Raw genomic sequence first — 13960 nt, forward strand, 5'->3', positions numbered from 1 at the left:
GGCACACCGCGACCAAAGTGATCCATCAGGCGCAGGGTGCGCCCGTCAGAACAGGGGTTGGCTTACCACCAGATTTCCATCTGCGCGCCGAAGGTCACTTCGTCATCTTTACCACGGCTGTTGGTCAGGATGCCGTTGCCGGTAGAGTCCGTAGAGGCGAAAGAGGTGAGATCGCCCGAGGCATCTTTGTTGTAGCCCCACTTCTCATCCCATTTGGCGTAGGTTGCGAACAGACGCAGCGCCGGACGTGACCAGATGCTGTCACCGGCCTGCCACTGCTGTGCCAGTGTTACTTTGTACTGACCGTTGCGCTCATTTGCCTGCTGCGATTTTACGTTGTCGTAGCCCAGTTCCAGCAATGTGCTCATGATCGGCGTCCATTTGTACATCGGGCGCACACCCACGGTGTACCAGTCGGTACCCCGGTTGTTGTCCAGATCGATGTTCTGGTACATGGCGACATACATCAGGTCCCAGCGTTCCGCCAGCGAAATGGCACCGTGGTCAAGCACGCGGTACATCTTGCCGTTGTTATTGAGATTGGTACCCTGCGGCACGCCTTTGCCCTGCGAAGTCATCGCATCTGTTGCGTATTGCAGCACAAACTTGTTGTAGCCTTTCAGCATGCTCTGGGTATGTTCAGCCGTGAACATCCAGCCATCTTTCGATGCGCCATCTTCAATGCGATAGCCGTCACGGGCATTGGCACGACCATAATCGACACCCAGTTCCAGCACGCCGTTCGGGTTGGTTTCCAGTCCGGCCAGACGCACATCAAACACGTCGTTGGCGGTGCTGGTCGCGAAGTCACGGATACGGTCGCTGGAGAAGGTGTACGAGCCGCCCGCTTCAGACGAACGGGTTGCGGCGAATGAGAGTTTACCGAAGCCGAGATCCACATCTTCCAGACCGGCGCCCGGACCCGAGATATCCCAGTAGTAGAAGTCGATCATGTGGACGTCATGACGCTGATAGAAACGCTTACCGGCCCAGATGGTCGACCCTGGCAGCGAATCAATCAGGTTTTTACCTTTGACGTTAGCCTCACGGAAAGCGGGTGAGGTCGCTTCCCAGTCATTTTGCTGTGCCACGGAGTAAGCCACGTTGGTGTCGAAATAGAAGCTCTTGTCGCCCTCTTTCCACACTTCCTGGCCTAATTTCAGTTCAGCGTAGGTTTCACATTCATTGCCCAGACGGTACTTACTTTGGGCGCCAGTGGCCTGGAAACATTGCTGTTCGCCACCGCTACCCGTCCAGCCAATGCCGGAACGGGCGTAACCGGTAAAATCAACCGCCATCGTTGGGGCGGAGAGGGTGCCCACCGCGACGGCAACGGCAATGGGAAGTTTGCGCAGAGTTAACATTTTCTATCTCCTGAGGTCATTGCTTTTATTGTTTTTGGCAGGGCTAAACACCCGGCTCCTGATAAAGCCTGCGGCACGCGCTCCCGTCCTCACGGAACAGGTGACAACGCTCGGGCGGCAGGCCAATACCGAGGATGGCGCCCTCTTTCACCAGCACGACGTCCTCCTGGCGGTAGACCAGGTTTTGACGGATAGCGGGAATCTCGATGTGGATCTGTGTTTCATGCCCCAGCTGTTCCACCACCTGCACTTCCCCTTCCAGGGTAACGTCGGCGATATCGCTGGAGAGCAGATGTTCCGGGCGAATACCCAGTGACATATTGCTGCCAACCTGCACGCCGGCGCTGTCAACCGGCAGCCAGACCAGTTGCTGATTCGGCAGTCGTACCTGAACCTGATCGATGGCGGTGGCGGTCACTTTGACCGGCAGGAAGTTCATTTTGGGTGAGCCGATAAATCCGGCGACAAAGCGGTTAGCGGGATAGTGGTAAAGCTCAAGCGGTTTGCCGACCTGCGCAATGCGCCCGGCATCGAGCACCACGATCTTGTCAGCCAGCGTCATCGCTTCGATCTGATCGTGGGTCACATAAATCATGGTGCGTTTCAGGCGCTTATGCAGACGGGAGATCTCAATGCGCATCTGGACGCGCAGCGCGGCGTCCAGGTTTGACAGCGGTTCATCCAGCAGGAAGACGCGGGGTTCGGCCACCAGCGTACGGCCAATTGCCACGCGCTGACGCTGCCCACCGGAAAGGGCCTTAGGGCGGCGATCGAGCAGATGCGCCAGCTGAAGGATCTCTGCCACCTGATTGACGCGCTGATGGATCTCCGCTTTTTTCACTCCGGCCAGCTTCAGGCCAAAAGACATATTTTCCGCCACGGAGAGGTGTGGATAGAGCGCATAGGATTGAAACACCATGCCAATGCCGCGCTCAGCAGGTGGCACTTCATTCATTCGCTGGTCGCCGATTAACAGCTCGCCGCTGGTGATGGTTTCCAGACCGGCAATCATGCGCAGCAGTGTCGATTTTCCACAGCCTGATGGGCCGACGAATACAACAAATTCCCCTTCACGAATAGTGAGATCGATATCTTTCGACACCACAGTTTCGCCCCAGGCTTTCGTGACATTGCGTAACACAACGCTCGCCATGATCCCTTCCCTCTTAGCTGCATAATCGTGTCTGCTCAGCGGCAGACGGGTTCCGGGGCTCACTATGCGAGAGGAAACAATCGGTAACATCCTCCGCCGTAACGCAAACTGCTGGGGGAGGAGTCGGGAGGAGGAGAAACACGGGCTGACGCGTCAGCCCGCGCCTTGCCACGCTTTTTTGTGATCGCTAACGCAGACCCGAAGATTGTTTTGCCGCTTAAGCACCCGCTTAAGGCGCTTTTTGCCAGTGAGATCACAGAGGCAGGCTGAGGGGCGTAGAGCGGAGGAGGATGAGATGCCGGTGTGGATACGCACAATGATGCCGACAGAGCATTCACCACTTCCGCTAACAGGATGGATTTATGACGATGAAAACCGGAACACGCATTCTGGCCCTTTCTGCCCTCTCTGCTGTGCTTTTTTCAGCCAGCGCGATGGCAAAAATTGAGGAAGGCAAACTGGTCATCTGGATCAACGGTGACAAGGGCTACAACGGCCTTGCCGACGTGGGTAAGAAATTTGAGAAGGAGACCGGCATTAAAGTCACGGTCGAACATCCTGACAAAATGGAAGAGAAGTATCCGCAGGTCGCGGCGACCGGCGATGGCCCGGACATTATCTTCTGGGCACATGACCGCTTTGGCGGCTACGCACAGTCGGGCCTGCTGGCGGAGGTGACGCCGGACGCCAGCTTCCGCGAGAAAATCTTCCCGTTCACCTGGGACGCGGTACGCTTCGACGGTAAGCTGATTGGCTATCCGATTTCGGTTGAGTCGCTGTCACTGATCTACAACAAAAAGCTGCTGCCGAACCCGCCGAAAACCTGGGAAGAGATTGCCGGTCTTGATAAGCAACTGCGCGCCAAAGGCAAGAGCGCGATTATGTTCAACCTGCAGGAACCCTACTTCACCTGGCCACTGCTGGCCGCGGGCGGTGCCTACGCCTTTAAACTCACCGACGGACACTATGACGTGAAGGATGTCGGCGTCGATAACGCCGGCGCGAAAGCGGGCATGCAGTTCCTGGTCGATCAGGTCAAAGCCAAAACGCTGAATGCGGATACTGACTACTCCATCGCTGAGGCCGCCTTTAACAAAGGCGAAACCGCCATGACCATTAATGGTCCGTGGGCGTGGGGCAACCTGGACAAGAGCGGCATCGACTATGGCGTTATTGAACTGCCCACGCTGAAGGGCAAACCGTCGAAAGCCTTTGTCGGTGTGCTGAGTGCCGGGATCAACGCCGCCAGTCCAAACAAAGAGCTGGCGAAAGAGTTCCTGGAGAACTATCTGCTGACCGATTCCGGACTGGAAACGGTTAATAAAGACAAGCCGCTGGGTGCCGTGGCGCTGAAATCCTACCAGCAGACGCTGGAAAAAGATCCGCGTATCGCCGCCACCATGAGCAACGCTAAACAGGGCAACATCATGCCAAACATCCCGCAGATGGCGGCCTTCTGGTACGCGATGCGCACCGCCACGCTGAATGCGCTGGGCGGTCGTCAAAGTGTTGACGCCGCGCTTAAAGATGCCCAGGCCCGCCTGAAGAAGTAATAATCCCATGCCGGGGTTATCCCCGGCATGAGTGACCGTTAAGGAAAACCGCATCATGTCAGGAAAACCGAAAACGCACAGTCTGTTGCTGAAAGGCGTTCTCATCGGAATCGGCTGTCTGCTGGTCGGCTATCTGCTGATACTGATGTACGCGCAGGGTGAATATCTGTTTGCGTTGCTGACGCTGATCCTCAGTGCAACCGGGCTGTGGATTTTTGCTAATCGTCGCGCCTATGCGTGGCGTTATGTCTATCCCGGCGTGGCAGGAATGTCGCTGTTTGTGTTGTTCCCCCTCGCCTGCACCATCGCTATCGCTTTTACCAACTACAGTAGCACTAACCAGCTCACCTTTGAGCGGGCGCAACAGGTACTCCTTGGCCGTACTTTCCAGTCGGGCGAGGCAGTCAGTTTTTCTCTGTTCCCGGCAGGCGATCGCTGGCAACTGGTACTGAAAGATGGCAAAGCAGACTTCGTCTCTCCACCTTTTCAGTTTGGCGCAGAACAGACTCTGAAAATGATGCCTGCCACGCCACCCGCTGGCGAACGGGCAACGTTCCGGGTTATCACGACTAACCGCCAGGCACTGAGTCAGATCCGCGCTGAGTTGCCGGATGGGCGTCAGTTGCGCATGAGTTCGCTCCGCCAGTTCTCCGGCACCCAGCCGCTCTATCGGGTTGGCGCAAAAGATGAACTGATCAACCAGCAGAGCGGCACGCATTACCGCGCCAATCCGCAGACCGGCTTCTATCAGGCCGTGAACGCGGACAATAAGTGGGGCAACGAAACCTTAAGCCCCGGCTTTACCGTGAATACCGGCTGGAAGAACTTCGTGCGGGTGTTTACTGATGAAGGGATTCAGAAGCCGTTCCTGGCGATATTTGGCTGGACGCTGCTTTTCTCGCTCATCACGGTGGTGCTGACCGTAGCCGTCGGGATGGTGCTGGCCTGTCTGGTGCAGTGGGAAGCGTTACGCGGCAAAGCGATCTATCGGGTGATGCTGATCCTGCCCTATGCGGTACCGGCGTTTATCTCGATTTTGATTTTCAAAGGACTGTTTAACCAGAGCTTTGGGGAGATCAACGTGATGCTCAGCGCGCTATTTGGCGTGAAGCCTGCGTGGTTCAGCGATCCCACGCTGGCACGCACCATGCTGATTATCGTCAACACCTGGCTGGGCTATCCCTACATGATGATCCTCTGCATGGGACTGCTGAAAGCGATTCCCGATGATCTCTATGAAGCCTCGGCGATGGACGGAGCAGGACCGCTGCAGAACTTCTTCCTGATTACGCTGCCGCTGTTGCTGAAGCCGTTGATGCCGCTGATGATTGCCAGCTTTGCCTTCAATTTTAATAACTTTGTGCTGGTGCAGTTACTGACCAACGGCGGACCGGATCGTCTTGGCACGACCACGCCAGCCGGTTATACCGATTTGCTGGTGAACTACACCTGGCGCATCGCCTTTGAGGGCGGCGGCGGGCAGGACTTTGGTCTGGCGGCTGCCATCGCCACGCTAATCTTCCTGCTGGTGGGTGCGCTGGCAGTGATTAACCTGAAAGCCTCGCGGATGAAGTTCGACTAAGGAGTTGTTATGGCTATGGTACAACCCAAATCACAACGGCTGCGTCTGTTCACCACGCATCTGCTGCTGCTGGTATTTATTGCGGCGATACTCTTCCCGCTGCTGATGGTGATCGCAATTTCACTGCGATCCGGTAACTTCGCCACCGGCAGTCTGATCCCGGAACAGATCTCCTGGGAGCACTGGCGGCTGGCGCTGGGTTTCAGCGTTGAACATGCGGATGGAAGCGTGACACCGCCGCCCTTTCCGGTGCTGTTATGGTTATGGAACTCGATCAAGATTGCTGCAATCAGTGCGCTGGGGATTGTGGCACTTTCGACCACCTGCGCCTATGCGTTTGCCCGTATGCGCTTTGCCGGTCGTGCCAGCCTGCTGAAAGGGATGCTGATATTCCAGATGTTCCCGGCGGTTCTGTCACTGGTGGCGCTCTATGCGCTTTTTGATCGGCTCGGTCAGTATCTGCCGTTTATCGGGCTGAATACTCACGGTGGGGTGATCTTCGCCTATATGGGCGGCATCGCGCTGCATGTCTGGACGATTAAAGGGTATTTCGAAACCATCGACGGATCACTGGAAGAGGCCGCCGCGCTGGATGGCGCAACGCCATGGCAGGCGTTCCGGCTGGTGCTGCTGCCGCTGTCAGTGCCGATTCTGGCGGTGGTGTTTATTCTGGCGTTTATCGCAGCGGTCACTGAAGTGCCGGTTGCTTCGCTGCTGCTGCGCGACGTCAACAGCTACACCCTTGCGGTCGGGATGCAACAGTATCTCAATCCGCAGAACTATTTGTGGGGAGACTTTGCCGCCGCGGCGGTGCTCTCCGCGATTCCGATCACCCTGGTGTTCCTGCTGGCACAGCGCTGGCTGGTAAGCGGTTTAACCGCAGGCGGGGTGAAAGGCTAAACAATCATCATTGTACGTTGCCACTGCTTACACAACGCCTGTTGTGGTTGAATGATTCGGCGGCCTGCGGGCCGCCTTTTTTATCCTACGCTGACTCCGATGCACTACTGCCAGTCACCAGCGCGACGACCATGGCCGTTATTGCCTGCTCGCCTTCCGGCTTAGCGACATCGCCACGTGTCACGGCGGCGGCGATAGCATCCGCGCCCCCCAGCAAGCCCCACATGCCTGCTTCCGCAATACCTTTGCTGCCAGTAAAAGGATCAAACCAGTGCTGACAACGGGCGATAAAGTCGAGCTGATAATGACGTTTGACGGCGGCCAGTTCCGGTGAGGTGCTGAGTGCTGACAGCAACTCTGGAATCTCACGTCCTTCTGTCATCACACAATCCACATAACAGGCGGCCAGCACTTCCGCTTTTTGCTGCATCACCATCGGCGCAGCATTCATCGCCGCGTCCATTCGCTCGGTCTGGCGACGATCAAAATCGTCATACAACGCTGCCAGCAATCCATGACGGGTGGTGAAATGATCGTAAACCACCGGTTTACTGACGCCCGCCGCTTCGCCGACCCGTGCCAGCGTCAGCGCTTCGCTGCCTTCGGTCTGCAAAATCTGCCACGCGACATCCGACAACTGCCTGCGTCGGGCCTCACGTGACAGTCTTTTCCGCGGTACTTTCTCAACGGTCATGTTTTTCCTGGTGGGGGAACAGACGCTGGCCCAACGCCTGCGCCAGCTGATAGTGTGACTCAGGATAACCCTCATCGCCGCTTAGCAACAGTTCACTGGTCACCACCGGCGCGCCACAGTAGTCAAAAATGCCGTGATCAATCTGATTTCGCATGCTGCCGAAATAGCCGCGCCGCAGAAAAGTTCGCGTATCCGCGCCCCCGATTGCAATCAGATGCACAGGAAGATGATTGAGGCGCTTCACTATCCGACCCTCCTGTTCATCAAAGGCCCATCCGGCAATGAAAACCCGATCTATCCAGCCTTTGAGCTGGGCAGGAAATGACCACCAGTAAACTGGATAGACCAGCACCAGCGCATCAGCGCGATTTAACCGCTGCTGTTCAGCCAGCACATCCGGCGATGCCTCCGCCTGGCCGTTGAAATGCCGGTGGTCGGTGAGCGTGAAACGCGGATCAAATCTTTCAGCTGCCAGATCGGCTTTTTCAGCCGTGTGCTGGCCGGTCGAGATAATGCCCTGCGCCAGCTGGTCCGCCACGCGGTGGGTATGCGCATCCTGATTGGGATGAGAAGTCACTATTAATGCATGCATCGTCGTCACCTTACCTGTTCAGCCATTAAGCTACTAAAGGTAAGTTACTATTGGTAGGTTATCAAGCGTCGCTGTTAACTCTTTTTGCAGACCGCATCTCAGGTTAAACGCACCTGATGCCGGAAGGGTCCGCACATCATGGTCTGAACACAGGCGGAATAAAAATGCTTCCTTCCTGTTCACCGTTAAAAACAATCTGCAGAGCTCTGTGCCAGCGTCAGATATAAAACCTACCGACGATAAGCCAGTGAGCGCACCAGCCTGTCGCCGAGTTTCTGAATCAGCATTACCAGCGCCAGCAGCACCACAATGGTGGCCGCCATGATCTGGTTGTCGAAGCGCTGATAACCGTAACGAATTGCCAGATCACCCAGTCCGCCGCCACCGACCACGCCCGCCATCGCCGAGAAGCCAATGAGCATCACAATCGTCAGGGTAACGCCCGCCACCAGTGCGGGTAGCGCTTCCGGCAGCAGCACACGGCTGACGATATGCCACAGCGTGCCGCCCATTGATACCACCGCTTCAATGCGACCGCGATCAACCTCATCCAGCGCGTTCTCCACAATACGGGCAAAGAAAGGAAACGCGCCCAGCGTAATCGGCACAATGGCGGCAGTGCTGCCCAGCGTGGTGCCGACCAGCAGACGGGTAAAGGGGATCAGCGCAATCAGCAGCACCACAAACGGCAACGCGCGTCCGGTATTGACCAGCGTATTCAGCAGCAGTGAAATCCCACGATTGGGCAGAATGCCTTTTGGCCGGGTCAGAAACAGCATCACACCCACCGGCAGCCCTATCGCGACCGTGAAAAGTGCCGCCAGCAGCACCATGTACAGTGTTTCGCCAGTGGCATTCAGCAGCAGTTCCTGAAACCGCTCACTACTCATGCTACGCATCGGGTTAATGCCTCATGCTGATATTTTTTGATAAACGCCCGGTCTGCTTCGCCATCCCTCAGCAGCATTTTGCGCAGGCGTCCCTCTTCACGTCCCATGATCTGGCTCAGGCTGCCGCTTTCAACCAGCTGGCCATTCTCCAGCAGTGCCGCGCCGTCACAAATCCGCTTCACCACCGCCATTTCATGGGTGATCAACACAATGGTGATGTTGAGCTGCTGCTGAATGTCGGCAAGCAAATCGAGAATCGAGGTGGTAGTTTCGGGATCCAGCGCGCTGGTGGCCTCATCACACAGCAGATAACGGGGTCGGGCGGCCAGCGCACGGGCGATGCCGACACGCTGTTTCTGCCCACCTGAGAGTTGTGACGGCCAGGCTTTGCCAGACGATTCCAGCCCCACCAGCTTCAGCAACGAGGCCACACGCTGGCGCCGCTCCGCCGCTCGCAACCCGGCAATCTCCAGCGCCAGATCGACGTTGTCCTGTACATTGCGCGAATGCAGCAGATTGAAGTGCTGGAAGATCATCCCCATCTGCTGACGCTGCTGACGCAGTTGCGCCAGGCTCATCGCGGCGAGATCCTGTCCGTCAATCTCAATCTGCCCGCTGGAAGGGCTTTCCAGCCGGTTCAGGCAGCGTAGCAGCGTGCTTTTACCCGCCCCGCTTCGTCCGAGGATGCCAAAGATGGTGCCCTCTTCGATGGTGAGTGAGAAGTCGTCCAGAGCTGGCGCAGGTGCGCCAGCGTAATGTTTACTGAGATGGCTGATTTTAATCATGCTGCTCGTCCGCAACCGGAATCACAGAGCCCTGATAATTTTTACGGATAAATTCCGCCACCTGCGGCGAGCGCAGATCTTTTGCCAGCTGTAACACGCGCGGATCTTTAGCCCGTTCAGGCGTGGTCACCAGCAGGTTGGCGTAAGGGTTATGGGTCGCGGACTCCAGACCCAGCGCATCTTTCGCGGGCGTCAGCCCGGCTTCCAGCGCGTAGTTGCCATTAATCACGGCGGCATCCACATCATCCAGCGAGCGCGGCAGCTGTGGCGACTCAATCTCAACGATTTTAATATTCTTCGGGTTTTCACTGATATCTTTCGGCGTCACCAGCGTCGAACCCGCCTCGCCCTTCGCGCTTAGCTTGATCACGCCTTTGTCCTGCAACAGCCACAGTGCACGGCTCAGGTTGGTGGTGTTATTCGGCACAGCAATGCTGGCACCCTCTGGCAGCGCCGCCAGTGATTTCACCTTGCGCGAGTAAATTCCCAGCGGCTCAATATGCACGCTGGCAACGACGGCAAAGGTTTTACCCAGCGCTTTCTCCTGATCTTTCAGATAAGGCAGATGCTGGAAGTAGTTGGCATCCACATCTCCGGCGGCCAGCAGTTCATTGGCATTCACGCCGCCGCTCAGCTCGACAATTTTGATATCCAGTTTAGGATCCAGAGTTTTGACATACTCCAGGATTTCCGCGTGCGGCAGGGGATCAGCCGCCACGCGCAGCGGTGCAGCCTGTAAGCTTTGAGCAATCAGCAGTGAAAGACCGGCCAGGACCAGAAAGCGCTTTTTAATCATCATTTATCTCTTATCGTTATCAGTGAGTGTTATGTTCGGGATAGAAACGCCGGGCGACGTCCGGATGCGAACGCAGCCGGCCCTTGAGGTAGTTCCAGCCCACTTCGCGCAGCAGTGGGTTGAGCGGATCGCTGCCCGGTCCCTGTGCCAGCCGAGCCAGCTGGGGAGGCAGTTGATAGACTGGCACCACCGCATCCAGCTGGGCACCCAGGAAGAAGGCAATGGATAAGCGCTCGCTGCTTTGAGGTGGTGAGACCACGCGATGCACCGTCGCGCGCAGGTAGCCGTTGGTCGCCAGCTCCAGCAGTTCGCCAATGTTCACCACAAAGGCACCCGGCAGCGGCGACGCATCGATCCAGTTGTCCGGTGTCACTTCAACCTGCAGGCCCGGCTGGTCATCCTGCAACAGCATGGTCAGGAAGCCGGAATCTTTATGCGCGCCAACACCCTGGCGTGATTCACCCTCGGTGCGTCCCGGATAGCGAATCAGTTTGATATGTTCGTTGGGATAGTCGCCGTAGAGGTTGTCGAAAGCGTTGCGCGGCAGATTAAGTGCCTGGGCAAAGGCGCGCAGTAACGCCAGCGCTACCTCTGTCATCTGCTGCTGCCAGCGGGTGACCACGGTCTGCAATTCTGGTAAGGCTTCAGGCCACTGATTCGGCCCCTGCATCCGTTGCCAGGTGGGGGAATCGGCAGTAACGGGCAGCGCTTCCCGTTCCGCACCAATATCGAACTGCTCACGATAGTCGGGCTGGCTGCGGGTTATTTCCACGCCCGCCAGGTTATAACCACGAAAATGAGGCGAGTTAGCCATCGCTACCGCGGATTTTTCCGCCTGTGGCAGGGCAAAAAATTTCCGCGCGACGTCCTGAACCTCATCTGATAATTCACGGTCGATGCCGTGATTGATTAAATAGAAGAAACCGACATCACGCGCGGCCTGGCTTAACTTTTCCAGCACCTGTTGCTGCTGCTGTTGATTACCTGACAATAATGCGAAATCGATAACCGGCAATTCTGCTGTTGTTAACGCGCTCATGAGAGAGACTCTGTTGGCATGGAATAGCCTTACACTGCCATTCCCTTTATGCGTTAACTACCAACTAATCCTGCTATGGATATGCGGTGGATGGAAATATACCACCACCCCTTAGCCATCCCTGCCGCAGATTACTCTGCATGCGTGAGCCTCTTTTTCGGCAGTCATTGTGGCGAAAACAGCCATAAACAGATCCACACATGAAAAGAGCTATTACCAGGCAATATTTAAAAATGTTTATGGCCGTAAGCACTCAGGAGTCAGAGCGCCGTGCTGAATTTTCCATCAAAGTTAGCTTTTTCGGCTGAAAACTTGCAAAACCTTACAATCGTGGTCTATGGTTAACCGGCTGCGGCTTTTGCCGCTTCACTTAAAATTTTTCGGCTTCTTATAGCTTTCATTTCCACGGTTTCTTCTGAACATTGTTTGCGGCTGCGAAAGCTATAAGACTCCTTCATTGATGCACCTGAGGAGAATATGGACACCAGAAACTCATCGTCTGAACACCCAAAGAAACATTTCTGGAACAGGAAGCCTAAAGAGCTGACTGTCGACGACATTACCGTGATCGATAACGACATGCTGAAGCGTGCGGTTGGCGCAGCGGCATTAGGTAATGCGATGGAATGGTTCGACTTCGGGGTATACAGCTATCTCGCCGTGATCATCGGCAAAGTCTTTTTCCCTGATGCCAACAACGCGGTTCAGTTGATTGCCACCTTTGGTACGTTCGCAGCGGCCTTCCTGGTGCGTCCAATTGGTGGCCTGGTATTCGGGCCGCTGGGTGACCGTATCGGCCGACAGAAAGTGCTGGCGATGACAATGATCATGATGTCGATCGGGACATTCTGTATCGGTCTGATCCCGGCATATTCTTCAATCGGCATCATGGCACCCATTCTGCTTCTGGTGGCGCGCCTGATTCAGGGCTTCTCGACCGGGGGTGAATATGGCGGTGCCGCGACCTTTATCGCCGAGTACTCCACCGATAAACGCCGTGGCTTTATGGGCAGCTTCCTGGAATTCGGGACCATTGGCGGCTATCTGATGGGTGCCAGCCTGGTGACGGTCATGACGACCGTGATGTCCAATGAGGCCATGATGTCCTGGGGCTGGCGCGTGCCGTTCTTTATCGCCGCGCCGCTGGGCCTGTTTGGTCTCTATGTGCGACTGAAGCTGGAAGAGACGCCAGCATTCCAGCAGCATATGGAAAAACAGGAAGCGCTGGAGCAGAGCAAACCGCGTCTGACACTGATGCAGATGCTGAGCAAATACCGTGCGCCGATGATGAAGTGTATTGGTCTGGTGCTGCTGTTTAACGTTTCTAACTATATGCTGACGTCGTACATGCCGAGCTACCTGACCGGGATACTGGGTCTGCCAGAGTTAAGTGGCCTGCTTCTGGTGATGGTGGCGATGTTTGTGATGATGCCGCTGACGCTGCTTTGGGGTCGCTGGACTGACCGTATTGGTCGTCGTCCGGTAATTGCCTTTGGTGCGGTGGGCCTGATTATCCTCGCAATCCCGAGCTTTATGCTGATCGGGTCCGGGAATATGTGGGCGGTATTTGGCGGACTCATGATTCTGGGTGTGTTGCATACCTGCTTCAGCGGCACCATGCCTTCGACGCTGCCAGCCCTGTTCACCACCGATATCCGTTACAGTGCGCTGGCCATTGGCTTTAACCTGTCGGTTTCGCTGTTTGGTGGTACCACACCGCTGATTACCGCATGGCTGGTGGATACCACTAAAAACACGATGATGCCGGCCTACTACATGATGGGCGCGGGTATCATTGGCCTGCTGACTATTCTGACCGTTCGCGAGACGGCCCGTCAGCCGCTGACCGGTTCTTCCCCTGCGGTGGCGACTAAGGCAGAAGCACATCGATTAATCGACAAGCTGCGCAAACGAAATAAACCCGCCGCGACAGCGGGTAAATAAGTGTTCTGACACCCTGCTCTGCAGGGTGTTTTTTTATCTGCGACCGGACGCTCCGCCCACCTTATTTTTAACCGCCCTCACGCGTGCCACAAACGTTTCTTTATTCCGGGTGCAGATTATTCATTACTGAAGCGGCCCACTGTGCTGGCCGCCCCCAGCGCATGGCCTTTCAGTTGCGTGACCAGTTCTGCCTGGGTTAACCCCGCTTTCAGCTGCCCCACCGGTAAATCGGTGGCGATCAGCACAAAGTTATAGTGATGCAGACCACTGCCTGCTGGCGGGCAAGGCCCGTAATAATGCAGCGTGCCTGGCGTATTTTCTCCACCGGTATAATCCTTGCCCTTTGTCAGCGCCCCCTGCGCAAAAGACGTGCGGCTGGCAGGAATGTTATAGGCCACCATGTGCGTGACCCCCAGCCCTTTGGCCCCGACCGGATCGGTCATCAGCAGCGCAAAACTGCGGGTTCCCGCAGGCGCAGCAGACCAGTTGAGTTGAGGAGAAATATTCTCACCGGTACAGGAAGGGTTACTTTTATTGGCACCGGCAAACTTTTTATCCAGTAGCGCATTATCGCTGAAGTCCTCAGATTGCAGCGTAAACACCGACGCCGCCAGCGTGGTCATGGGCAACACGGCAAGCACCGTTGCGCAGAGTAATTTTTTCACCAG

Annotated in this window: 13 protein-coding genes; 4 read left to right on the forward strand and 9 right to left on the reverse strand. The window is 56.2% G+C overall.

Annotated elements, in window-relative coordinates; translation table 11 throughout:
- Nucleotides 1-62: 62 nt before the first annotated feature.
- Both IAI47_RS20515 and malK read right to left on the reverse strand, forming a co-directional pair.
- Complete coding sequence (locus tag IAI47_RS20515; RefSeq protein WP_008924724.1) at nucleotides 63-1364, reverse strand: maltoporin; 1302 nt, start codon at nucleotides 1362-1364, stop codon at nucleotides 63-65.
- Between the two features lie 43 nt (nucleotides 1365-1407).
- On the reverse strand, nucleotides 1408-2517 hold the full coding sequence (gene malK / locus IAI47_RS20520) for a maltose/maltodextrin ABC transporter ATP-binding protein MalK (RefSeq protein ID WP_003851511.1): 1110 nt from the start codon (nucleotides 2515-2517) through the stop codon (nucleotides 1408-1410).
- A 362-nt stretch (nucleotides 2518-2879) separates the two neighbouring features.
- Between malK and malE the strand changes: the two genes are divergently transcribed.
- From malE to malG, 3 genes are read left to right on the forward strand one after another with little or no spacing between them, the layout of a single operon-like run.
- A complete protein-coding gene (malE, locus tag IAI47_RS20525) occupies nucleotides 2880-4070 on the forward strand; it encodes a maltose/maltodextrin ABC transporter substrate-binding protein MalE (protein WP_008924725.1) in 1191 nt (396 codons plus the stop codon).
- A gap of 55 nt (nucleotides 4071-4125) precedes the next feature.
- Complete coding sequence (gene malF / locus IAI47_RS20530) at nucleotides 4126-5652, forward strand: maltose ABC transporter permease MalF (RefSeq protein ID WP_008924726.1); 1527 nt, start codon at nucleotides 4126-4128, stop codon at nucleotides 5650-5652.
- Nucleotides 5653-5661: 9 nt separating this feature from the next.
- Nucleotides 5662-6552 carry a maltose ABC transporter permease MalG gene (gene malG, locus IAI47_RS20535; protein ID WP_003851518.1) on the forward strand — a complete coding sequence of 297 codons (891 nt, stop codon included), beginning with the start codon at nucleotides 5662-5664 and terminating at the stop codon, nucleotides 6550-6552.
- An 85-nt stretch (nucleotides 6553-6637) separates the two neighbouring features.
- On the opposite strand, the gene IAI47_RS20540 is transcribed toward malG, so the two are convergent.
- The 6 genes from IAI47_RS20540 to IAI47_RS20565 all read right to left on the reverse strand — a co-directional run bounded on the left by IAI47_RS20540 (nucleotide 6638) and on the right by IAI47_RS20565 (nucleotide 11348).
- Nucleotides 6638-7246 carry a TetR/AcrR family transcriptional regulator gene (locus IAI47_RS20540; protein WP_008924727.1) on the reverse strand — a complete coding sequence of 203 codons (609 nt, stop codon included), beginning with the start codon at nucleotides 7244-7246 and terminating at the stop codon, nucleotides 6638-6640.
- The gene (locus tag IAI47_RS20545; RefSeq protein WP_003851520.1) at nucleotides 7236-7838 is read right to left on the reverse strand and encodes an NAD(P)H-dependent oxidoreductase; all 603 of its coding nucleotides are present in this window, start codon (nucleotides 7836-7838) and stop codon (nucleotides 7236-7238) included. The genes IAI47_RS20540 and IAI47_RS20545 overlap by 11 nt, the downstream gene beginning before the upstream one ends.
- Before the next feature lie 230 nt (nucleotides 7839-8068).
- Nucleotides 8069-8737 (reverse strand): methionine ABC transporter permease, encoded by a 669-nt coding sequence (locus IAI47_RS20550; RefSeq protein WP_008924728.1) that lies wholly within the window; start codon nucleotides 8735-8737, stop codon nucleotides 8069-8071.
- The gene (locus IAI47_RS20555; RefSeq protein WP_008924729.1) at nucleotides 8725-9513 is read right to left on the reverse strand and encodes a methionine ABC transporter ATP-binding protein; all 789 of its coding nucleotides are present in this window, start codon (nucleotides 9511-9513) and stop codon (nucleotides 8725-8727) included. The genes IAI47_RS20550 and IAI47_RS20555 overlap by 13 nt, the downstream gene beginning before the upstream one ends.
- A complete protein-coding gene (locus IAI47_RS20560; protein ID WP_008924730.1) occupies nucleotides 9506-10309 on the reverse strand; it encodes a MetQ/NlpA family ABC transporter substrate-binding protein in 804 nt (267 codons plus the stop codon). Before IAI47_RS20560 ends, IAI47_RS20555 begins: the two co-directional genes overlap by 8 nt.
- Nucleotides 10310-10328: 19 nt before the next feature.
- A complete protein-coding gene (locus IAI47_RS20565; RefSeq protein WP_008924731.1) occupies nucleotides 10329-11348 on the reverse strand; it encodes an isopenicillin N synthase family oxygenase in 1020 nt (339 codons plus the stop codon).
- 477 nt (nucleotides 11349-11825) lie between these two features.
- Between IAI47_RS20565 and proP the strand changes: the two genes are divergently transcribed.
- The gene (gene proP, locus IAI47_RS20570; protein WP_008924732.1) at nucleotides 11826-13292 is read left to right on the forward strand and encodes a glycine betaine/L-proline transporter ProP; all 1467 of its coding nucleotides are present in this window, start codon (nucleotides 11826-11828) and stop codon (nucleotides 13290-13292) included.
- A 116-nt stretch (nucleotides 13293-13408) separates the two neighbouring features.
- On the opposite strand, the gene IAI47_RS20575 is transcribed toward proP, so the two are convergent.
- Nucleotides 13409-13957 (reverse strand): YbhB/YbcL family Raf kinase inhibitor-like protein, encoded by a 549-nt coding sequence (locus IAI47_RS20575; protein WP_008924733.1) that lies wholly within the window; start codon nucleotides 13955-13957, stop codon nucleotides 13409-13411.
- Nucleotides 13958-13960: the final 3 nt, after the last annotated feature.

The organism is Pantoea sp. MT58 (assembly GCF_014495885.1).
In the GTDB taxonomy this organism is placed as follows: Bacteria; Pseudomonadota; Gammaproteobacteria; order Enterobacterales; family Enterobacteriaceae; genus Pantoea; species Pantoea eucalypti.

Bases quoted from the DNA above. Each gene is read 5' to 3' on its own strand.
- malE (WP_008924725.1), top strand. From the start codon at position 2,880: ATGACGATGAAAACCGGAACACGCATTCTGGCCCTTTCTGCCCTCTCT.
- IAI47_RS20555 (WP_008924729.1), bottom strand. From the start codon at position 9,513: ATGATTAAAATCAGCCATCTCAGTAAACATTACGCTGGCGCACCTGCG.
- malF (WP_008924726.1), top strand. From the start codon at position 4,126: ATGTCAGGAAAACCGAAAACGCACAGTCTGTTGCTGAAAGGCGTTCTC.
- proP (WP_008924732.1), top strand. From the start codon at position 11,826: ATGGACACCAGAAACTCATCGTCTGAACACCCAAAGAAACATTTCTGG.
- IAI47_RS20560 (WP_008924730.1), bottom strand. From the start codon at position 10,309: ATGATTAAAAAGCGCTTTCTGGTCCTGGCCGGTCTTTCACTGCTGATT.
- IAI47_RS20565 (WP_008924731.1), bottom strand. From the start codon at position 11,348: ATGAGCGCGTTAACAACAGCAGAATTGCCGGTTATCGATTTCGCATTA.
- IAI47_RS20545 (WP_003851520.1), bottom strand. From the start codon at position 7,838: ATGCATGCATTAATAGTGACTTCTCATCCCAATCAGGATGCGCATACC.
- malG (WP_003851518.1), top strand. From the start codon at position 5,662: ATGGCTATGGTACAACCCAAATCACAACGGCTGCGTCTGTTCACCACG.
- IAI47_RS20540 (WP_008924727.1), bottom strand. From the start codon at position 7,246: ATGACCGTTGAGAAAGTACCGCGGAAAAGACTGTCACGTGAGGCCCGA.
- IAI47_RS20550 (WP_008924728.1), bottom strand. From the start codon at position 8,737: ATGCGTAGCATGAGTAGTGAGCGGTTTCAGGAACTGCTGCTGAATGCC.
- IAI47_RS20515 (WP_008924724.1), bottom strand. From the start codon at position 1,364: ATGTTAACTCTGCGCAAACTTCCCATTGCCGTTGCCGTCGCGGTGGGC.
- malK (WP_003851511.1), bottom strand. From the start codon at position 2,517: ATGGCGAGCGTTGTGTTACGCAATGTCACGAAAGCCTGGGGCGAAACT.